This window comes from Vibrio sp. J2-3(2022) (genome assembly GCF_021725735.1).
In the GTDB taxonomy this organism is placed as follows: domain Bacteria; phylum Pseudomonadota; class Gammaproteobacteria; order Enterobacterales; family Vibrionaceae; genus Vibrio; species Vibrio diabolicus.
Genome location: NZ_JAKKCK010000001.1, coordinates 707,756 through 728,915, shown reverse-complemented (window position 1 = coordinate 728,915; position 21,160 = coordinate 707,756). Strand labels below are relative to the sequence as shown.

At 45.6% G+C, this 21,160-nt stretch carries 17 protein-coding genes; 6 read left to right on the top strand and 11 right to left on the bottom strand.

Annotation, left to right across the window (positions count from 1 at the left end; all coding sequences use genetic code 11):
- Nucleotides 1-5: 5 nt before the first annotated feature.
- Both pfkB and fruA read left to right on the top strand, forming a co-directional pair.
- Entirely contained in the window at nucleotides 6-977 is a 972-nt protein-coding gene (gene pfkB / locus L3V27_RS03135) for a 1-phosphofructokinase (protein ID WP_237311005.1), read from the top strand.
- An 18-nt stretch (nucleotides 978-995) separates the two neighbouring features.
- Nucleotides 996-2,735 (top strand): PTS fructose transporter subunit IIBC, encoded by a 1,740-nt coding sequence (fruA, locus tag L3V27_RS03130; RefSeq protein WP_237311004.1) that lies wholly within the window; start codon nucleotides 996-998, stop codon nucleotides 2,733-2,735.
- Between the two features lie 82 nt (nucleotides 2,736-2,817).
- Here fruA and L3V27_RS03125 read toward each other — a convergent pair whose 3' ends face one another.
- The 4 genes from L3V27_RS03125 to L3V27_RS03110 form a co-directional block, all read right to left on the bottom strand.
- The gene (locus tag L3V27_RS03125) at nucleotides 2,818-3,531 is read right to left on the bottom strand and encodes a hypothetical protein (protein ID WP_237311556.1); all 714 of its coding nucleotides are present in this window, start codon (nucleotides 3,529-3,531) and stop codon (nucleotides 2,818-2,820) included.
- A 175-nt stretch (nucleotides 3,532-3,706) separates the two neighbouring features.
- On the bottom strand, nucleotides 3,707-6,766 hold the full coding sequence (locus tag L3V27_RS03120; protein ID WP_176319396.1) for an efflux RND transporter permease subunit: 3,060 nt from the start codon (nucleotides 6,764-6,766) through the stop codon (nucleotides 3,707-3,709).
- Complete coding sequence (locus tag L3V27_RS03115) at nucleotides 6,766-7,827, bottom strand: efflux RND transporter periplasmic adaptor subunit (protein WP_237311003.1); 1,062 nt, start codon at nucleotides 7,825-7,827, stop codon at nucleotides 6,766-6,768. The genes L3V27_RS03120 and L3V27_RS03115 overlap by 1 nt, the downstream gene beginning before the upstream one ends.
- On the bottom strand, nucleotides 7,827-8,900 hold the full coding sequence (locus L3V27_RS03110; RefSeq protein ID WP_074190630.1) for an efflux RND transporter periplasmic adaptor subunit: 1,074 nt from the start codon (nucleotides 8,898-8,900) through the stop codon (nucleotides 7,827-7,829). Before L3V27_RS03110 ends, L3V27_RS03115 begins: the two co-directional genes overlap by 1 nt.
- 161 nt (nucleotides 8,901-9,061) lie before the next feature.
- On the opposite strand from L3V27_RS03110, the gene vdeR reads away from it, so the two are divergent.
- Nucleotides 9,062-9,790, top strand: coding sequence for an efflux transporter transcriptional repressor VdeR (vdeR, locus tag L3V27_RS03105; protein WP_006742273.1), 729 nt, complete (start codon nucleotides 9,062-9,064; stop codon nucleotides 9,788-9,790).
- A 133-nt stretch (nucleotides 9,791-9,923) separates the two neighbouring features.
- On the opposite strand, the gene gcvT is transcribed toward vdeR, so the two are convergent.
- A complete protein-coding gene (gene gcvT, locus L3V27_RS03100) occupies nucleotides 9,924-11,042 on the bottom strand; it encodes a glycine cleavage system aminomethyltransferase GcvT (protein ID WP_104970662.1) in 1,119 nt (372 codons plus the stop codon).
- Nucleotides 11,043-11,302: 260 nt separating this feature from the next.
- On the bottom strand, nucleotides 11,303-11,926 hold the full coding sequence (locus L3V27_RS03095; RefSeq protein WP_164665596.1) for an XRE family transcriptional regulator: 624 nt from the start codon (nucleotides 11,924-11,926) through the stop codon (nucleotides 11,303-11,305).
- Between the two features lie 377 nt (nucleotides 11,927-12,303).
- On the opposite strand from L3V27_RS03095, the gene L3V27_RS03090 reads away from it, so the two are divergent.
- The 3 genes from L3V27_RS03090 (at nucleotide 12,304) to gcvP (ending at nucleotide 17,026) form a co-directional block, all read left to right on the top strand.
- Complete coding sequence (locus L3V27_RS03090; RefSeq protein ID WP_237311002.1) at nucleotides 12,304-13,599, top strand: serine hydroxymethyltransferase; 1,296 nt, start codon at nucleotides 12,304-12,306, stop codon at nucleotides 13,597-13,599.
- Nucleotides 13,600-13,652: 53 nt separating this feature from the next.
- Nucleotides 13,653-14,033 (top strand): glycine cleavage system protein GcvH, encoded by a 381-nt coding sequence (gene gcvH, locus L3V27_RS03085; protein WP_046876056.1) that lies wholly within the window; start codon nucleotides 13,653-13,655, stop codon nucleotides 14,031-14,033.
- A 128-nt stretch (nucleotides 14,034-14,161) separates the two neighbouring features.
- Nucleotides 14,162-17,026 carry an aminomethyl-transferring glycine dehydrogenase gene (gene gcvP, locus L3V27_RS03080; RefSeq protein WP_237309288.1) on the top strand — a complete coding sequence of 955 codons (2,865 nt, stop codon included), beginning with the start codon at nucleotides 14,162-14,164 and terminating at the stop codon, nucleotides 17,024-17,026.
- Between the two features lie 116 nt (nucleotides 17,027-17,142).
- On the opposite strand, the gene L3V27_RS03075 is transcribed toward gcvP, so the two are convergent.
- Genes L3V27_RS03075 through hxsD form a run of 5 tightly spaced genes read right to left on the bottom strand, consistent with a single transcriptional unit; the run spans nucleotide 17,143 to nucleotide 20,713 of the window.
- Nucleotides 17,143-17,451 carry a hypothetical protein gene (locus L3V27_RS03075; protein ID WP_237311001.1) on the bottom strand — a complete coding sequence of 103 codons (309 nt, stop codon included), beginning with the start codon at nucleotides 17,449-17,451 and terminating at the stop codon, nucleotides 17,143-17,145.
- Nucleotides 17,451-18,608 carry a His-Xaa-Ser system radical SAM maturase HxsC gene (hxsC, locus tag L3V27_RS03070; RefSeq protein WP_104025930.1) on the bottom strand — a complete coding sequence of 386 codons (1,158 nt, stop codon included), beginning with the start codon at nucleotides 18,606-18,608 and terminating at the stop codon, nucleotides 17,451-17,453. Before hxsC ends, L3V27_RS03075 begins: the two co-directional genes overlap by 1 nt.
- Before the next feature lie 2 nt (nucleotides 18,609-18,610).
- On the bottom strand, nucleotides 18,611-20,074 hold the full coding sequence (gene hxsB / locus L3V27_RS03065) for a His-Xaa-Ser system radical SAM maturase HxsB (RefSeq protein ID WP_237311000.1): 1,464 nt from the start codon (nucleotides 20,072-20,074) through the stop codon (nucleotides 18,611-18,613).
- A complete protein-coding gene (locus tag L3V27_RS03060; protein WP_025523441.1) occupies nucleotides 20,067-20,300 on the bottom strand; it encodes a hypothetical protein in 234 nt (77 codons plus the stop codon). Before L3V27_RS03060 ends, hxsB begins: the two co-directional genes overlap by 8 nt.
- Nucleotides 20,301-20,302: 2 nt before the next feature.
- Nucleotides 20,303-20,713 carry a His-Xaa-Ser system protein HxsD gene (gene hxsD / locus L3V27_RS03055; RefSeq protein ID WP_237310999.1) on the bottom strand — a complete coding sequence of 137 codons (411 nt, stop codon included), beginning with the start codon at nucleotides 20,711-20,713 and terminating at the stop codon, nucleotides 20,303-20,305.
- Nucleotides 20,714-21,160 lie beyond the last annotated feature (447 nt).

Here is a 21,160-nt window from a genome sequence, read left to right as displayed (position 1 = left end):
CCGATATGACGAACAAAACAAGTAAAGTTGTCACTATTACGCTCAACCCGGCATTGGATTTAACAGGTTCAGTAAATGAGCTAAACGTTGGTTCCGTGAGCCTAGTGCAGCAAAGCAATCTCCATGCTGCAGGTAAAGGTGTAAACGTAGCAAAAGTGTTGAGCGATTTAGGCGCAGATGTCACGGTTACCGGCTTTCTTGGTAAAGATAACCCTGAGCTATTCCATCAGCTTTTCAATGACATCGGCGTTAAGAATGAGTTTGTAGAAGTACAAGGTGCCACTCGTATCAACGTCAAGCTCGTTGAGGCTAGTGGCAACGTTAGTGACATTAACTTCCCTGGTGTTCAAGTAACGGCTGACGAAATTGCTCGCTTTGAGGAGACGCTATTCCGTCTCGCAGAGACTCACGATTACTTTGTGCTTGCGGGTAGCTTACCTGGAGGCGTAACCGCCGAACAATGTGCTGCGTGGATAAAAGCACTGCATCAACAAGGCAAAAAGGTGTTGTTCGACAGCAGTAAAGCCGCATTGAAATCAGGTATTGAGGCTCACCCATGGTTGATTAAGCCTAACGATGAAGAACTTGGTGATTTTGTTGGCGAACACCTAGAAACACCAGAACAATGCCAAGCCGCCGCGCAAACACTGAGTGACAAAGGCATCGAGAACATTGTTGTGTCGATGGGCGCTGACGGTGTGATGTGGCTAAACCAAGGCAAATGGCTTCGTGCACAACCCCCTCGAATGAATGTGGTAAGCACCGTTGGCGCAGGCGATACGCTAGTTGCTGGCTTGTGTTGGGGTCACATGCAACTGATGCCGAAAAAAGATTTATTGCGCTTCGCTACAGCACTTTCTGCCTTGGCAGTTAGTCAAGTCGGCGTAGGGCTAACCAGTCAGGAAGAACTGGAGAACATCAAGCTGCAAACTGAAGTTAGTGAGCTTTACCCTATTACAAACTTAGAACAAAACTAAGGAACAGAAGGTTATCGTATGAATATTGCCATTATTACTGCCTGTCCGAGCGGTGTTGCAAATAGCATCCTTGCGGCAGGGTTACTAGAACAAGCAGCCGCAAAATTAACCTGGAATGCAAAAATCGAATGTCAATCAAGTGTGGTTGAACCTACACCGCTGACGGAAGCTGACGTTGAACAAGCAGAAGTCATTATCATTGCGGCAAATACTAGCGTGGATACTTCTCGTTTCGTAGGAAAAAAGGTTTACCAAGCGGAAATCAGCGAAGTAGCAAAAGACGCAACTACGTTTCTCCAGCAAGCGGTTGAAAACGCCACTTTGCTTGAGAAAGCAACCACACTTGCAGCCCCTATCACTCCTGAAGCAACATCAGCAGCGAAGAAAATTGTCGCAATCACCGCTTGTCCTACTGGCGTTGCGCATACCTTTATGGCAGCAGAAGCGCTAGAAGAAGAAGGCAAACGCCGTGGCCATCAAATCAAGGTGGAAACTCGTGGTTCAGTTGGTGCGAAAAACCAACTGACAGATCAAGACATCGCAGACGCTGATCTAGTGATCATTGCTGCAGATATCGAAGTGCCACTTGATCGCTTTAACGGCAAAAAGATGTACCGCACGAAAACAGGCCCAGCTCTGAAGAAAACAGCCGAAGAGATGGACAAAGCATTCGAGCAAGCCACGATTTACCAACATTCAGGTTCTGCAAATTCTGCTTCGGCAGCGGACGAGAAGAAAGGCGCTTACAAACACTTGATGACAGGGGTATCGCACATGCTGCCTGTGGTTGTCGCTGGTGGTTTGATCATCGCCCTATCGTTCGTGTTCGGTATTGAAGCATTTAAAGAAGAAGGCACGCTAGCAGCAGCCTTGATGAACATTGGTGGTGGCTCTGCATTCGCATTGATGATTCCTGTGCTTGCGGGTTACATCGCGTTCTCGATTGCTGACCGTCCGGGTCTGGCTCCTGGTCTTGTTGGCGGTATGCTGGCAAGTTCAACGGGTGCTGGTTTCCTAGGAGGTATCGCAGCTGGCTTCATTGCCGGTTATGCAGCGAAGCTCCTTGCGGACAAAGTAAAACTCCCACAATCGATGGAAGCGCTTAAACCAATTCTGATCATTCCATTTGTAGCAACACTGTTCACTGGCCTTGTGATGATCTACATCGTAGGTGGCCCAGTCTCAGGCATCATGAACGGCCTAACTGACTTCCTAAACAACATGGGATCTGACAGTGCAGTTCTGCTAGGTATTATCCTTGGTGCGATGATGTGTTTCGACCTAGGTGGCCCAGTAAACAAAGCTGCTTACGCATTTGGCGTCGGTCTATTGGCTTCGCAAACTTACGCGCCAATGGCAGCAATCATGGCTGCTGGTATGGTTCCTGCGCTAGGTATGGGTTTAGCGACCTTCATTGCGAAGAACAAATTTGAACAAAATGAACGTGAGGCTGGTAAAGCATCATTTGTATTGGGCCTGTGTTTCATCTCTGAAGGTGCTATTCCATTTGCCGCGAAAGATCCAATGCGTGTGATTCCATCTTGTATGGCAGGTGGCGCGCTTACTGGTGCCCTATCAATGCTGTTCGGTGCAAAATTAATGGCACCACACGGCGGTCTGTTCGTACTGTTAATCCCTAACGCCATTTCACCAGTGTTAATGTACTTAGTGGCTATCGCAGCTGGTACAGCAGTAACTGGCTTTACTTACGCTTTCTTAAAAAGCAAAGCAGAAGCCAAACAAGAAGTCGCGGCATAAACAGAATTACACCGCTTAACAATGCCACCCTCGAATTTGGCATTCAGCACCTCCCTTTAATTCCGGTTAAGGGAGGTGTTTTTTATTCCGCAGCCGGAACGGCAACAATGTCTACTTCCCCACTGTTCATATCCACGGTAGCTTTATAAGTACTATGCGGATCACCGTAATGTTTAAAGGTGAAGTGGTATACATTGGCCGGCGTCCACAAAGCTTTCGAATCAGCGGGCATAATGTCATAGCCATCTTGCTGATAAAGCTCTGTCGCCATTACATTCGCAATTGCCGCCTGCTGGTTTGAGTCACGATCCACCTTTGGCTCTAAAGAAGGGTTACTCGGGTAAGATTCACCGTTGTAACTCATGAGTCGATATGAGCCATTACTCCAAACGATGAAATCTTGCCAGCCATTGCTGTAACTATCTGCAAGTACAATAGGCGTGCGAGTGACAGACATTCGATTGATAACGTTCCCCTCGTTATCAAACATATAAGCTGCACAACCACCGCTGCCACAGAAATAACGGTCTTGTAGTAATACAATGTGTTCTGCATCACCATCGCTGTTTAAGTCGGCGCTACCCGATATATAACGTAGATTGTCTTGTTCGAGTGAAAGCCCTTCAGGCGCTAAAACCTTGCTATCAACCCAGCTGGAGATGACTTCAGTGCTAACGCTGTTGATTTTAGGAACGGCTTGCTTAGCCTCTTCTGTAGTCATACTGTCTGTCGTAGTACAGCCGACCAAGGTGAAAGAACCGACGAAGAAGAGTCCGTGTAATACGCGCTTGTTCATGTTATCTCGCTCTTTGATGTATCGTTCCATCAGTATACGCATGATTTGCATTGCATTCGTAAGAAAATCATTAGAATCAAGTAAATGAATGGGTTGGTGTACATTGGTAAGATCAAAAAAGCCCTGAAGAAAACCTTCAGGGCTAGGCAGGAAGCTGGCAAATAGCCAGGAGTCCCTATGCAGTGGTCGGTTTTACCCTAAACAGAATCGCAAACATCACTGGCACTACAATCAGTGTCAGTACTGTAGCAAAACCAAGACCTGCCATAATCGTTATTGCCATCGATCCAAAGAAGGCATCGAAGACGAGTGGAATCATCCCCAAGATGGTCGTCAGAGCAGCCATACTTACCGGACGAACACGACTGATCGCACTATCGACAATCGCGAGGTAAGGCTCTTTCCCTGATTCCAACTCAAGGTTAATTTGATCAAGCAACACAATACCGTTTTTCAAAATCATGCCACTTAGGCTCAGCAAACCAAGGAATGCTGTAAAGCTGAACGGCATATTCGTGGTGAGCAAACCAAAGGCAACACCAATGATCGCCAACGGCACGGTGAACCAAATGACCAACGGCTTTTTAATTGAGTTAAACAGCAAAATAGTAATGATGAACATCAACAAGTAACCCATCGGCAACGAACCAAACAGACCTTCTTGCGCATCTTTCGATGATTCATACTCACCACCCCATGTGATTTCGTAACCTTCTGGAATATGCAGTGCCATCACTTTAGGCTGCACACGCGCAAATAAGCTTGCCGCCGTGTCGTCGCTCAACACATCGTGGTCAGCGAGCACAGTTAACGTGCGCTTGCGGTCACGACGCTGAATTAGCGGCTCGCTCCAATCCAATTTAACGCCATCAATCACTTGGTCGACCGGAATATACGTTTGCAGTGATGGGCTCCAAATGGTCACGTTCTGTAGTGATTCAAAGTCCACGCGTTCTTCTTCAGGAAGGCGCGTCATAATTGGCAAAGTGTGTGTACCATCGCGTAAGTAACCCAACGTGCTACCACCAAACGCCATTTGTAGTGTGCTTGAAAGATCTTCTTTCGAAATGCCCAAGCGACGAGCTTTAGACTCATTGAAAACAGGCACAAGCTCCTTAGTACGCTCTCGCCAATCGTGACGAATGTTTCGGGCACCAGGATCAGTATGAAGGATGTCTTCAACTTGCACCGCTAAATCACGTAAAACTTGCGGATCGGGACCAGTAATACGCGCTTCGATCTTAGACGCTGGTGAAGGGCCAAATTCCATCAATTTAAATTGAAATGTCGGTGCATCAAACGTCTTCGCAAGGTTAGCGTCTAACTTGTGCAACAAACCGAACATGTTCTCACGATCAGTGGCGCGAACTTGGAACTGGGCGTACGCTTCGTAGCTTTTCTCTGGCTGGTAAGTCAGAGCGAAACGCTGCAAACCCTGCCCAATTGAAGCTGAAACAAAGTCAATATCATCTTGCTGACGAATGTAGCTTTCGACCTCTTCAGCTTTTTTGATCGTTTCGCGGATGTCCGTACCTTCTGGCATCCACATATCAACGTAAAACATCGGCGTGTTCGATGGTGGGAAGAACTGCTGTTTTACATTACCAAATGCCACGACAGCACCCACTAATAGCGCGACCATGCCAGCAACCGTTAGCCAACGGAATCGCAGTGCAAATTTCAGCGATGCGCCAAATACAACAAAAAGCCAACCTTTATAGGGATCTTCTTCGTTAGTATCTTGGCCCTTGTCCTCTTCTTTCAACAATAGATCTGCGAGGAATGGCGTCAGCGTAATAGCGGTAATCCAGCTCAAAAATAGTGAGAAACACAGCACCCAGAATAGAGAGCCCATGAATTCACCCGTTGCATCTTGCGACAAACCGATAGGTGCAAAAGCCGTAATCGCAATGATGGTTGCGCCAAGCAAAGGCCATTGTGTTTGCTTTACAATATCGACGGCCGCTTGAACTTTAGTGCGCCCTTTTTTTAGGCCAACCAAGATGCCTTCCACGACCACAATCGCGTTATCAACCAGCATACCCAGAGCAATAATTAACGCGCCAAGAGAAATACGGTGCAGCTCGATATTGTTGTAGTTCATCAAGATGAAGGTACCGAACACCGTCAATAACAGCACGACGCCAATGATGACACCACTGCGTAAGCCCATCGTAAACAGCAGAACGATGATAACGATCGCCACAGCCTCTGCTAGGCTAATCACAAACGCTTTAACGGACTCATCCACTTCATTGGCTTGGTTGTAAAAGTAGTTCATATCGATGCCAGCAGGCTTGATAGACTCAAGGCTCGCAAGCTCCGCATCCAAACGTTCGCCAACCTCAACCACGTTCACACCTGACGCAAACGAGATACCGATATTAATTGCTTTTTGACCGTTAAAGAGTACGACGTTGCTTGGCTTCTCTTGGATACCACGAGAAATCGTTGCTACGTCTTTTAGACGAATTAGGTTCCCAGTGTCACGACCATGAATGATCAAGTTTTCTAGCGCTTCTACGGTGTTTAAGGTACCACTTGGACGAATGACAAGGCTTTCGCCATTGACCATCACTTCCCCTGCTGAAACCACATTATTTTGTTGGTTCAACAAGCTCGCAACCACATTCATGTCTAAGTTCAGCGCGGCAAGGCGGTCAAGAGAGATCTCAACAAACAGCATTTCTTGCTGATCGCCCGTGATATCCACTTTTCCTACGCCATCAACCAGCTCGATTTCACGAGTCAGGTAATCAGCATAGCGTTTTAGCTCGACATAATCGTAGTCATCGCCAGTGAGCATCAGCATCACGCCATAAACGTCACCGAAATCATCAATGATCTGCAAAGATTGTACGCCCTGAGGCAAAGTTGGTCGCAAGTCATTAATTTTACGGCGCATTTCATCCCAAATTTGCGGCAGTTCATCAGGACCATAGTCCATTTCCATACTGACCGTGATTTGAGACATACCATCAGAAGACGTAGAGGTAATTTTGTCTATATAAGGAAGCTTTCGAATCTCTTTTTCTAAAGGATACGTCAGCTCTTCTTCAACCTCTTTCGACGTCGCGCCAGGGTATGTTGAAATGATCATGGCATCTTTAATCGTAAATGCCGGGTCTTCTAGTCGCCCAAGCTCCAAAAACGACGTTAGACCACCAACAGCAAGGATAATAATAAACAACCAGCTGATGACTTTATTTTTTATTGAGTACTCAGCAATGTTCATTATTGTTTATTCTCCACAACATCCACATGTTTACCTTCACGTAATTTACGTAGGTTTGAATTAATCAGAACGTCGCCTTGCTTAACTCCTGACGACACAATGGCTCCGTTGCCATTCACTTGAGAAATCATCACAGGTACCTGAGTGACAACGTCACCCTCTTTTTTCCATACAAAGAACTCATTCTCTTCGCTGCCCGCTTGAAGCGCCGTCACTGGAATACTGTAACCATCTATGGAGGTAATCCCCGCTTTCACCATATCGACCAGAACACTGACGCTGGTTCCCGGTAGAATCTCTGCTTTTGGCTGTGGCATCGTCAAATACATTTCGTAAGTTTGAGTTTCGGAGTTAGGCTCACTTGTGTGCTCTAAATAGTCCAAAGCAAATGTGTCATTAATGCCGGAGAAGGTTGCTCTAGGCTTGTAACGCATGTTGTCTGAATTTGGGTCCACCATAGCGAGAACATTGTCGGAAAGCTCGATACGCACGTACACCAAATCGTTTTGGTATAGGTTCAAAACCGGCTCCCCAACTGCCACACGTTCAAAACGCTCTTTGAAAACGTCAGACACTTTACCGGCAAACGGGGCGAATAAACGGGTGTAGTTCAATTGATTGGTGGCGTTATAGAAATTAGCCTCTGCCAACTCTTTATTAGCCGTTAGCTCATCAAGCTCGGCTTTTGAGATCATCTGACGAGCGTGTAGGTCTTCGCCGCGTTTGAGCTGACGAATCGCCAGTGTATATTGCGCTTCTGCGTCATTTACGGCTTGCTTTTCTTTACTGTCATCTAGCTTTGCGATCATTTGGCCTTGCTTAACAACGTCGCCCGCTTTCACCAACACGTGTTGAATTTCTCCCGCGCGGCGGAATGCCATAGGTGTTTGCTCTGCTGGTACAACTATTCCTTTAAAAGCTCGATATTGGCTTTGTACCGGCGCATCCACAGAAATAGTCGACACAAAAAGCGGCTGCTCGACGACAGCTTGGTTTTCATTTTTGCAACCCGTTAAAACTGCAAGCGCAATTGCAGAGATCGTAAATAGAGATCGTTTCATTAAATGCCTCCTTCACGAACCCAAGCTTTCACGACTTGTCCTTCGACCAGTCGCTCAACGCCAGCAACAACAACGTAATCATTGTTATCAAGCCCTGCTTTCACACCTCCAGAGGCATCAAGAGACACAGTGACTTTATTAACTTGCTGTGTGTTTCTGTCCATTACCCACACTTCGCCTTGCGTCTCTTTTTTGTTTACCCAAGCGGATTGAGGCAACGTCATCGCGTCCGATAGATGTTGTTTAGCTATGTGTACCTGCCCCGTCATACCTGTTAGCAAATTGCGATCTTCTGGTCGAGTTATAGTTACGATCGCCTCATAACTATTGGTATCGACATTTGGCTGAGTCGAAATTTCTTTAAATTTTCCAGGGATACGTTTTCCTGGCTCGCTATCCATCGTCACCCACATATCGGAATTTTGCAGTGACTCAAGTGATACGGATTCCGCATAACTGACTGGCAGTGTGAACGACACATCTAAGGTCGTGTTATCGATAAGATTCAGGATCTCTTGCTTCTCTGCGACCACTTGAAACGGGTTAACATAGGTGTATGACACGATGCCATCAAAAGGTGCGTGAATCTTGGTATAACTCAAATCTGTTTTGGCTTGTTCGTAGTTTGCCAATGCCGCTTTATATTGAGTTTCTTTCTGGTCGTACTCATCTGTACTAATCAGCTTTTTTCCATAAAGGTTTTTCGCGCGCTCCCATTGCGTTTTTGCTAACGCGAATTGTGCTTGAGAGGCGTCTAACGCAAGCTGAAGATCTTTAGGGTCTAACGTTGCAAGCACTTCACCTTTTTTTACCTCTTGGCCCATGCGAACAAGTAATTCATCGACCTCACCACCAACCTGAAAAGAAAGCTGTGCGCGATGTGTCGCATCAATACGCGCTAAAAAGGCATGCGAGTCTTCAACTTCTAGATCTTTCACCGCCAGTAATTTTACAGGTTTGATTAAAGGTTCAGACGGCTCGGAAATGGCTTTGTTACACCCAGTTAGCATGCCAGATAGACTTAATGTCACCACAGCACCAACTAAAGTGCGCTTTAAATATTGTTTTCGCACCCGCTTTCTCCGTAGGTTTTATTTATTACACAGCCGTGCAGTATATGCAGAATTTGAAATCGATCAAGATATTTTCCAGGTGGAAAGCAAATTAATTAGTCAAAGCGTCCGGTTTCTGGTAAAAGTAAGCGCGTTGATTAATATTCGGGAAAATTCGAACTATGAATGAAAGAAAGCAGGGGCGTAGAAGTGCTGAAGCCGCAGAACAAACTAAGTGTCTGATCCTTAAGGTGGCAGCAGATATGTTTTGTGAACTTGGTTACGAGCGTGTCTCACTGCGCAATATCAGTGAAAAGGCTGGTGTTTCACATAGTTTGATCCGTCACCACTTCGGCAGCAAGGAGAAGATTTGGCAGGCGGTTAGCGACGCGATGGATGAATTCATGCAGTGCTATATGGCTGAATTAATCAATGAGATGCCTGAGAACACACCTTCGAATAGAAAAATTTATCTGTTTATGGTTCGCATGCTGGCATTTGCGCTCGTTAATCCTCACCCAGTACAGATGATCGCTGATGCTATTCGCCAAGGCGATGATGGTGCCCTGCTGCAGTATTTCTTAAAGTCAAAAGATGAGTTTGCTGCGATATTTACCGGAATTTTTGAGCAGTACAACAGTGAAAACCCTAACGCCCAATTTGATCAGTGGGAATCAAAGTGGCAGATGTTGATTTTTGCACATGGTGCAATCAGTCTTACTCCGATGATGCAAGAGACATGGCCTGACATCGCTGATAATCGCGAAAAAATGCTGATCAAACATTGGGAGTTGTTCAATACGATCATGGCGTCTCAGTTTGGGATTGCAAAAGAAGACATGATTCATCCGGAAAAACTTGAAGATATCGTTATCGACATGTGTTGTACAATCGACAAAGCGGTCGGATAAGGCTGCAGAAACTACGATAACTTCCAAGCGTATAAATAAAACCGATATACATAAAAATGCCGAGCTAGAAAGCTCGGCATTTTTGCTTGTTTCTTGCCTCGCGAATACGCGAAGAATGACAATAATGAGTAACCTAACCGCGGTAGTAACGTTGCGGTACAAACGGCATTTTCTCAACCGTCATTGGTAGCATTTTACCGCGTACTTCAGCGAACAATTCGGTACCAATCGCAGCAAGATCAGCACGCACATAACCCATTGAGACAGGCTTACCTGCATTTGGACCCGCAGTACCGCTGGTTACAACGCCAATTTTAACGCCATCAGCATCAAACAATTCCGCGCCTTCACGGACTGGTGCTTTAGTTTGGCCAACCAAACCGACACGCTTGCGCGCCACATCTTTGGTCTCGATCTGCTTAAGAATAATATCCGCACCTGGGAAACCACCTTCACGTTCACCGCCGATACGACGAACCTTTTGGATACCCCATAACAAGCTTGCTTCTACAGGCGTAGTTGTTGTGTCTAGGTCGTGACCGTATAGGCAAAGACCACACTCAAGACGAAGTGAATCACGAGCACCAAGGCCAATCCATTCAACTTCCTCTTCCGCGGTCAGTTTACGTGCGAGTTCTTCTGCCTTGTCAGCAGGAACCGAGATCTCGTAACCATCTTCGCCAGTGTAGCCACTACGAGAAACAATGCATTCGGCGCCTAAAATATCGACTTTACGAATATCCATGAACAGCATGTCAGAAACTTCTGAGGCAAAACGCGCCAATACAGCTGCCGCTTTAGGACCTTGGATCGCAAGCAGAGCACGGTCTTCGATAATGTCTAGCTCAACACCAGATGGCAAATGCGCTTGTAGGTGTGCAATGTCTTGTTCTTTGCATGCCGCGTTCACAACCACAAAAAGATGATCGCCTAGGTTCGCTACCATCAAGTCATCCATGATGCCGCCCTCTTCATTAGTGAAGAACGCATAACGCTGTTTACCAGACTCAAGATCCACAATATCCACTGGCACTAATGTTTCTAGGAACGCAGCTGCACCGTCACCAAGTAGGCGAAGTTGTCCCATATGAGAAACATCAAACAGACCTGCCGCATCACGAGTGTGTAAGTGTTCCTTTTTTACGCCTAGAGGATACTGAACAGGCATATCGTAACCCGCGAACGGGACCATTTTGGCACCAACTTCAACGTGAAGTGCGTGTAGTGGTGTTTTCAGTAGTTCTTGAGTCATTTTCGTCTCCATTTAGATAGACCCGAGAATGCTATCGGCATTCGATGTGTTTCCAATAATAAACACGGCTCATTCTATTTTGCACGAACAAGACGTAGATCGACTTGCAAAAGTGTGACTCTTAACATTTTAATCACAACAAATCGTACAAAAAAAGCGCTTTAATGAGTGTGTTCTCATCAAAAAAGCGCCTTTCCATCATAACTACCACCAACAGCAATCGTTTGCTTTCACTATAGGAAATTTACAACTATTTATCACTATTTGGCTGTCACCCACAAAATGTGCGCATCTTCCTCGCTAACACTGGTCAACATATGTCCCATGTTCGCATCGTAATAGACGCTGTCGCCCTCGCTTAGAACGACAGGTTCGTAGAACTCAGAATAGAACATGACCTCACCAGATAAGATAAGCAGAAATTCTTCACCATCATGACGAACCCAGTCTTTATATTCATCAAAACTGCGAGCACGAATTTGGCTCTTAAACGGCATCATTTTCTTATTGGAAAGTTGAGTAGCGAGCAGTTCATGTTCATAGGTTTGCGTTGGGTGTGGTTTGCCTTCATTCTTCTTGGTAACATCCCTACGCCCTGTCGCAACCTTTTTTCTAGGTGGCTCAAAGAGTTGCGGCATATCAATTTGTAAGCCAAGCGCCAATTTTTGCATAGCTTGAAATGTCGGAGAAATCTGCTCATTTTCTATTTTACTCAGTGTAGAACGAGCAAGCCCTGTTCGCTGACTGGCTTCTTCTAGTGTAATACCAAGTTTTGAGCGGATATCCTTGATACGCTGACCCAGCTTTAATGGCTCGATATTTTGCTCATTTTGCTCTTTCGCTAACGTCATCGATGGGTATTCATCGTAAATACTTTCTGCCATAAATCCCTCTATAGATATCCTTATTTTTATCCTACTAGCATTGTGCATGAAGCACATAGTGGATAAAAGTCCACCAAGTGAATTAAACCGTGCTCTTGTTAACAATTTTTGAAATCTTGTTTCCTATAGGAAATTTTTGGTTGATTGTTCCCGCTGCAGGCGCTATGTTACCAACTTGTTAGATGTAGAGATGCATATTTCCGTAAGAGATTGGTAAAGGAAACACGCAATCCGACGGAGTTTTTGCCCACATTTAGGGCCGGATGTTCACTCTGTTCTGCTATGCAGTTCAGCTGTTTTGAGGACAAATGAACCACAACCGCAAATCATAATTCATCTATTGCGGGTTCATTTTAAGATTTGGAAGGTCAACTACCATGAATAAGAGTTACCCTAACCACAGCTTGGAAAACTTTTTCTCTACCAACCTCTCTGCGACAGATGATGCTGTCTTTGCTGGAATTCAGGCGGAATCCGCTCGCCAAAACGAACAAATCGAACTTATCGCTTCTGAGAACATTGTTTCTAAAGCGGTAATGCAAGCTCAAGGCACATGCCTAACAAACAAATACGCTGAAGGTTATCCAGGTCGTCGTTACTACGGTGGTTGTGAGCACGTAGATACAGTGGAAGCCATTGCTATCGAACGCGCGAAAAAACTTTTTAATTGCGAATACGCAAACGTTCAACCTCACTCAGGCGCTCAAGCAAATGGTGCGGTGAAACTGGCTCTTCTTCAACCAGGTGACACCATTCTTGGCATGTCTTTGGACGCTGGTGGCCACCTAACACACGGTGCACGCCCAGCACTTTCTGGTAAATGGTTTAACGCAGTTCAATACGGCGTTGATCGCGAAACACTAGAAATCAACTACGACGACGTTCGTGCACTTGCAGTAGAGCACAAACCAAAGATGATCATCGCGGGTGGCAGTGCTATTCCACGCGTTATCGATTTTGCTAAGTTCCGTGAAATCGCTGACGAAGTTGGCGCAATTCTTATGGTCGATATGGCGCACATTGCTGGCCTTATCGCAACAGGTGCACACCCTAGCCCATTGCCACATGCGCATGTTGTGACAACCACAACACACAAAACATTGCGTGGCCCTCGCGGCGGTATGATTCTTACTAACCACGAAGACATCATTAAGAAAATCAACTCCGCCGTATTCCCTGGCCTACAAGGCGGCCCACTGATGCACGTTATCGCAGCAAAAGCGGTTGCATTTGGAGAAGCGCTTGGCCCTGAATTTAAAACTTATATTGATTCGGTGATCAATAACGCAAAAGTCCTAGCGGAAGTATTGCAAACTCGCGGTTGCGACATTGTAACTGGTGGCACAGACACGCACCTAATGCTGGTTGACCTTCGCCCTAAAGGCTTGAAAGGCAACAAAGCAGAAGAAGCTCTAGAACGTGCTGGGATCACATGTAACAAAAATGGCATCCCATTCGATACAGAGAAGCCTATGATTACATCGGGCATCCGTTTAGGAACGCCTGCGGGTACAAGCCGCGGCTTTGGCGCTGAAGAATTCAAACTCATCGGTAATTGGATAGGTGACGTGCTGGATGGTTTGGTGAACAACCCAGAAGGTGACGCAGACGTTGAAAAACGCGTTCGCAAAGAATTAAAAGAACTTTGCAGTCGCTTCCCTCTTTACCAATAAACGATTTTTTAAAAATCACAATAATTCCTGACAAGTTATTTGGAGATTAAGCAATGGACAAAACACTGAAGTTTACAGATAGCCACGAGTGGGTACGTGACAACGGTGACGGCACAGTAACACTTGGTATTTCTGAGCATGCGCAAGAAATGTTGGGTGACGTAGTATTCGTTGACCTACCAGACGTAGAAGACGAAGTAGAAGCAGGTGAAAGCTTCTCTTTGGTTGAGTCTGTAAAAGCAGCGTCAGATATCTACTCTCCTGTTACCGGTGAAATCGTAGAAATCAACGAAGAACTAGAAGACAGCCCAGAGCTAATCAACGAAGAACCGTACGAAGGTGGTTGGATTGTGAAAGTGAAGCTTTCAAACCCATCTGAGTTGGATGACTTAAAAGACGCGGAAGAATACCTAAACTCTATCGAAGAAGAGTAATTAGGATGTGACGAAAGCTGTTCCCTAGCCTGTTTAGAGAGCAGCTTTTTTTCTAGGTTCGGACGTATAATTAAATGTGTCACTAACGACCATTTCCGTTACCCGAGCCAAGGAGTAGGTAAAGGACAATGACTGAATTACTTCAAAGCCTCAGCACACAAAATGAGTTCGTTGGACGCCACAACGGACCAAGCAAATCAGACCAACAAAAAATGTTGGATGCCATCAACGCGGTAAGCCTTGACGCCCTCATCGAAGAAACCGTGCCTGCACAAATTCGCCTAGAACAACCAATGACGTTGGCAGAAGCGAAAAGCGAAGCAGACATGCTAGTGACGATGAAGCAGTTTGCTAAACAAAACCAAATTAAACGTACATTCATTGGCCAGGGCTACTACAACACGTTTACTCCAAACGTCATTCTACGTAACGTGCTAGAAAACCCTGGCTGGTATACCGCTTACACACCTTACCAACCTGAAATTTCTCAAGGTCGCTTGGAAGCCCTTTTAAACTTCCAACAAATGATCATCGACCTAACTGGTATGGAAATCGCGAACGCCTCATTGCTAGACGAAGCAACAGCGGCAGCAGAAGCAATGACTCTGTGTAAGCGCGCAGGTAAGAGCAAGAGCAACGTATTCTTTGTGGCTGACGATGTTCACCCACAAACACTAGAAGTAGTAAAAACTCGTGCAAAATTCATCGGCTTTGAAGTTCTGGTTGGTTCGCTAGAATCCCTACCAGAGCAAGACGTGTTCGGTGCATTAGTTCAATACCCAAGCACAACAGGTGAAGTTCGTGACCTAACGGACATCATCGCAAAAGCGCAAGCAAACAAAACGCTTGTCACTGTTGCGACTGACCTGCTTGCTTCTACCCTATTGAAGCCAGCTGGTGAAATGGGCGCAGACGTAGCAATTGGCTCTGCACAACGTTTCGGCGTTCCTATGGGTTACGGCGGTCCACACGCGGCATTCATGGCAACGCGTGACAAACACAAGCGTACCATGCCAGGTCGTGTTATCGGTGTTTCTATCGATACTAACGGTAACCAAGCACTGCGCATGGCAATGCAAACTCGTGAGCAGCATATCCGCCGCGAAAAAGCGACATCAAACATCTGTACCGCTCAAGCATTGCTTGCGAACATGGCGTCTTTTTACGCGGTTTACCACGGCGCAGAAGGTCTACGCACTATTGCTCGCCGTACACACCATATGACTGCGATTATCGCCGCTGGCCTAACCAAAGGCGGCTTTGAACTTGCTCATAACAGCTTCTTCGATACCATCACCATCAACACAGGTTCAAAAACAGAAGAGCTTTACGCAAAAGCACTTTCAGCAGACATCAACCTACGTCTACTACCTGGCAAATTAGGTATTAGCTGTGACGAAACAACCACGGTCGCTGATGTAGAAGCACTATTTGCAGTCTTTGGTGTAAAAGAAGACGTAGCAGCACTATCGACGGAAATCGCAGGCAACGAGTTTGCGGCAATTCCAGAAGCGCTACGCCGCACAACAGAATACCTGACTCACCCTGTATTCAATACGCACCATAGCGAAACGCAAATGATGCGTTACCTGAAACAGCTAGAGAACAAAGACTTCTCGCTAACGCATGGCATGATCCCACTAGGCAGCTGTACGATGAAGCTGAACGCAGCAGCAGAGATGATCCCAATCACTTGGCCTGAGTTTGGTTCTATCCACCCATTCGCGCCAGCAGAACAAGCGGCGGGCTATGCAGCACTAGCGAAAGATCTAAAAGAGAAGCTTTGTGAGATCACAGGCTACGACGCATTCTCACTTCAGCCAAACTCTGGTGCATCTGGTGAGTATGCAGGTCTTATCGCGATTCAACGCTACCACGAAAGCCGTGGCGAAGGTCACCGCAACGTATGTTTGATCCCAAGCTCTGCACACGGTACTAACCCTGCGACAGCATCTATGGTGTCAATGAAAGTTGTCGTGGTTAAGTGTGATGAAGAAGGCAACATCGACATCGACGACCTAGCAGCGAAAATCGAGAAGCACAAAGACAACCTATCAAGCATTATGATCACTTACCCTTCTACGCACGGCGTTTACGAAGAGAAAGTGAAAGAAGTGTGTGAAATGGTTCATGCCGCTGGCGGTCAGGTTTACCTAGACGGCGCTAATATGAACGCACAGGTTGGTCTAACATCACCAGGCTTCATCGGTTCAGACGTTTCTCACCTAAACCTACACAAAACCTTCTGTATCCCACATGGTGGTGGCGGTCCGGGTATGGGTCCTATCGGTGTGAAATCTCACCTAGCGCCTTTCCTACCAGGCCATATTGAAGACGGCGTAGAAGGTGAAGATTTTGCAGTATCAGCAGCAGATATGGGTAGCGCTTCTATCCTACCTATCTCTTGGGCTTACATCGCAATGATGGGCGAAGCAGGCCTAACAGATGCAACAAAAGTAGCAATTCTGAACGCAAACTACGTGATGGAAACACTTCGCCAACACTACCCTGTTCTTTACCGTGGCAAAAATGGTCGTGTAGCGCACGAATGTATTATCGACATTCGTCCACTGAAAGAAGAAACAGGCATCAGCGAAGAAGACATTGCGAAGCGTCTAATGGACTACGGTTTCCACGCACCAACTATGTCGTTCCCTGTGGCGGGCACGCTAATGGTTGAGCCAACGGAATCGGAAGATCTAGAAGAGCTAGACCGCTTCTGTGATGCGATGATCGCTATCCGCGAAGAAATGGAAAAAGTGAAAAACGGTGAATGGCCACTGGATAACAACCCACTTGTTAACGCACCACACACGCAAGTTGACCTTTCTGCTGAAGAGTGGGACCGTCCTTACTCTCGCGAGCTTGGCTGCTTCCCTTCTAAAGCGACCAAATCTTGGAAGTACTGGCCAACAGTAAACCGCGTAGATAACGTATACGGCGACCGTAACCTAATCTGCTCGTGCCCAAGCATCGATAACTACGAAGATTAATTTTTGTAGTCTCTAAATCGACAAAGGCGAACCGTTTGGTTCGCCTTTTTTATATGGGCAGCTAAGCCACCATTCCCTTCATTCTTTTAGAACTTGAACTGTATCTATATAACTGATTAGTACACGTATGAGTAGTGACTGCTGTGTGAACTATGCGAACGGTGTGAGCTATGGCTGGAGTGAGAACGGTGGCTGTAATGTGCCGCTAGTAGGTTCTCACCTTCAGTCGGAGCTAGGTTGATCACACGCGCTTGGCCGTCTACTTGTAGAGTAGATAGGATAGAACTAGCTTCAGTGATTGGCGTACTTGCTGGCGCTGCTGCTGCACCAAAAGATAGTGTAGCTGCTAGAACGCTGGTAACTAGAGTTTTGATTTTATGAATAGGTGATTTATCACCACTTTTCTTTAGAGATGGTAGTTTCATTATGCCTCCACTGGCACGATATTAATTGTATCTGTTAACAAGAACTTTTCGTTCGTTGATGAGAAGAAACCGGCACATTCCAGCTTCATACTGCACAACTCACAAGATGGGTGGTACGCAGTTTTGAAATCACTAATACTTTGACGGCAATGATTCCAAATTGATGGATCGACAAGGCAAAACGGTAGGTTGAAGACAGACACGTTCATACCAAACAGAGTGAGCATCCCAACCACACGGGATAGCTTTGCTTTATACTCAACCGGATCGATCCACAAATCTTTGTAGTTCATCTTCGCAAAACCCATGTTCTCCATCCCCATTAGGGCTACGTGGTTCACGAATGGTAAGTTGCGATGAATAAACTCAACTAATAGGTCCAACTCTTCTACAGTATGTTTGTGAAGAACGACGCGCAATTCTACTTCGATGCCTTGGCGCTTACACTCATAAATACCATTGATAGTTTGCTCAAATGCGCCTTTGGCTTGAACAATGTAATCGTGGATATCTGAAGTTGCGCCGAACAGCGGGATACCTACGAACAACTTCTTAGTCGTAGCGCCCAGCTCTTTCGTGTAGTCGCGGTAAGCAAAGAAACGGCCATTTGATAGCAGTTGGATAACTGTTTCGGGAAATTTCTCTGATGCTTTGCTAATCACCTCGATCAAGCCTTCGCGAATCATTGTCGGCTCACCGCCAGTGATCCCAAGTGATTCTGGTGCATCGCATTCACGAATCAGAGATATAATCTCTAACAAGTAATCAGTACAGTGCTCAATTGAGACCGGCTTAGGTGGTTGCGGACACATGACACAATAGTTATTACACGCGTCCGTAACGAACAGCGCATTGTTGCCCGACTCTGGGTTAAACATCACGCGGATTTTACCACTTGGTGCGATCTGCAGTACTGAACCTTCTACCAAGTAATCGTAATCAATCTTGACCACAGGTAAACTTACTTCGCCTACTGGTTGTTTGGTAACAATAAGGGAAGCCTTCTCCAACATCGTTTGATCTAGCTCACCACCTTTGTAGTAGTACAGTACGTTTTTGCCCTGATAATCGTCAGACCATGAGCATACAGCTAAACCTAGTTGTTCGCCCTGGATACCAGTCGTCTCCGACTTCAGCGCTACTTTGAACTTTTCCACAATTAACCTCGCATCCAACGCAACATGATTGCTTTTGTTTCTGCATCACCATTCAGCCACAAGTTAATAATGTGCTGGATGATAGCTTTGTTACGGTAGCAATATGAATCAGTTGGACGGTGGCCAACCACATCACCTTGAGTCTGCAGGCGACGAACCGGCTCCGAACCACAAAATGGTGCGTATGCACAATCGCTACAAGCCGGCAATGCTTCGTTCAAAGCTGCTGACGCGATTAGTTGCATTGGCTCACCAAAGAACAACTGCTCGTAGCTATCTGTCAATACATTGCCTAAGCAGAAAGTATCATCGCCAGTTTCGGCCATCATGCGGGATTCATCGCTTGGGTAAACCTTACCGTTGTAGTTGTACAGCGTTACGTTGAAGCCGGTTCCTGTTGGGCTCTGCAGATCAACAAACCCAATGCTCCAAGGTGTCATAAGCTTGCGCAGAATTAGACCAGCGAAACACTCTTCAAAAGGAATGCCTTTCTTATTTATTTCAATGACATAATCCAACATTTCCTTGTAGAACTGTAGGAATTCATCTGTTGTGTAGCCGATCTTACGCGCGGCTTTCTCCGCGAAACCGTACGGGTTAAGTTCACGGATAAAGACTTGGTGTAGGCCTTGGCGAACGTACTCGTCAATAATCTCTTTCGGGTAATTGAGTGATTCTTTGGTTGTCGTCATAAGTGCAGACAAGCGAAGTTCACCATACATCTCACGAACCATATCAAAGCTACGGATCACTTTTTCGTAGCTATTGCCGCCCGACGTAGGACGGTTCAGGTTGTGTAGCGCAGCATGACCATCAAGGGAAGTAGAGATTTCTACGTTATGCTCTTTGAAGAATTCAAGGTCTTCGCGAGTAACGTTCGTAAGATTCGTGCAGATAACAAATACGATTTCTTTACCTACGTGCTCATTCTTTTCTTTCGCCAGTAGTACCGCTTTCTTAACCTGGTTTAAAGCTAGTAGAGATTCACCGCCTTGGAATTCCATAGTGACGGACATAGATGGACTCTGCAGCATGATGTCGATAGAGCGTTCGAGAACTTCATCGCTCATGTCGTAGCAACCTTTGTCCGCATTCTCTGTCTTACGGCTAACCTGGCAGTAAGAACAGCTATGGTTACAACGTAGCGTCATACAGAAGATGTGAAGTTTGCTGAAACCGACAATAAAGTCTTTCTTGGTCTTTAGCTTAGATGCCAAGATTTCCATACCTAGCGTTATGTCACCGCTGTAAATGAAGTGCTTCGATTTCAGTTCGCGGTAAAGCTTTGATGTTGGGACCAGTTGGTTATTAACCAATGCTTGTAACGCTTCGTTGCTTAGGAGCATCCATTCACCAAAGTCATTACTGATAAGGTGCTCTTCTTCCGAGAAGCGTGATAGCTTGAAAGGCATCAAGCGGTAACTTTCCGCATCAGTGAATTCGGATAATGGTAAGAACTTAGCCATGATCGATACTTAACTTTTTAATAGCCGTAGCTTGTAGAACGTAGTTAAGAAAAGAACCAATTACTTGTTGCTTCTCTTCAGGGCCGTATTCCTGGTTCACTTGGAAATCAAGAGATACAGTGCCTTGGTTTTTCTGCACATCAACCTTAGTGTGCTCTTTAAATGCTTTGCGTGCGTCGCTGATAGCTGACATGTCGCAAGTTGTCAAAGATAGTGTGAAACTCATAACTAACCTTTTTGAGCCAAGATGTTTAGCGGATCATCTTTGTACTTATAATTAACGCCAGGTACTTGAGTTGGTTTGTTATCGATGCCCTTAGCTGCTTCAGCAAACGCAGCGGATACGATAGCTTCACGAATAGCTCCAGTTTCTTTTAGAACGATCTGGCGAACTGCTTGGTCACAAACTTCATTCATGAAGCGACCACACGTAGCAACCACATCATCTGCAGATGGATTACGGTTATCAGCAAAAGCGATGTTCACTTCGTAGTTCTCACCGTTTTCACCAATATATACGTAGAATTCGCCAGTGAAGTCATACGCTACTTTTAGCAATGCTTCAATTGGGTATGCAGTTTTGGAAAGAGTAACTTTGCCAGCTACACCTAGGTCATTGTGAAGAGTTGTAATATTCATTAGTAAAGTCTTACATGTTAAAAATCGGTCGGATTATGTACAGCGCAACGACAATTTAGAGTTCACCTCTGAGCTAATTCCACCTTAGATTCCTTTGTCATCCAACCTAAAAAATCCAACCGTAAATATCGACGCGGAAACTATCATTAACACCCTAATATTAAATTGATTGATATCAAATGATGTGGCTATGCTCCCTTTAATTGTGGGTCACATTTAACCGTAGAGGCTAATCAACTAAGTTTGCTAAGTAGTGATTCACAATAATCCGCACACCATACAGATAAGTTTTAGAATCTTCAAAAACGATATTTAATTGATTGCATAGATATTTTTATTCGTCTTCTTTATGAATTCTTACTTGACATCATTTCAATGACTTCCTAAATATTTGCTCTTTTATGTAAGATCCTGACGCGTGGTAAGTAGATTCCTAGTCTCGCTTAC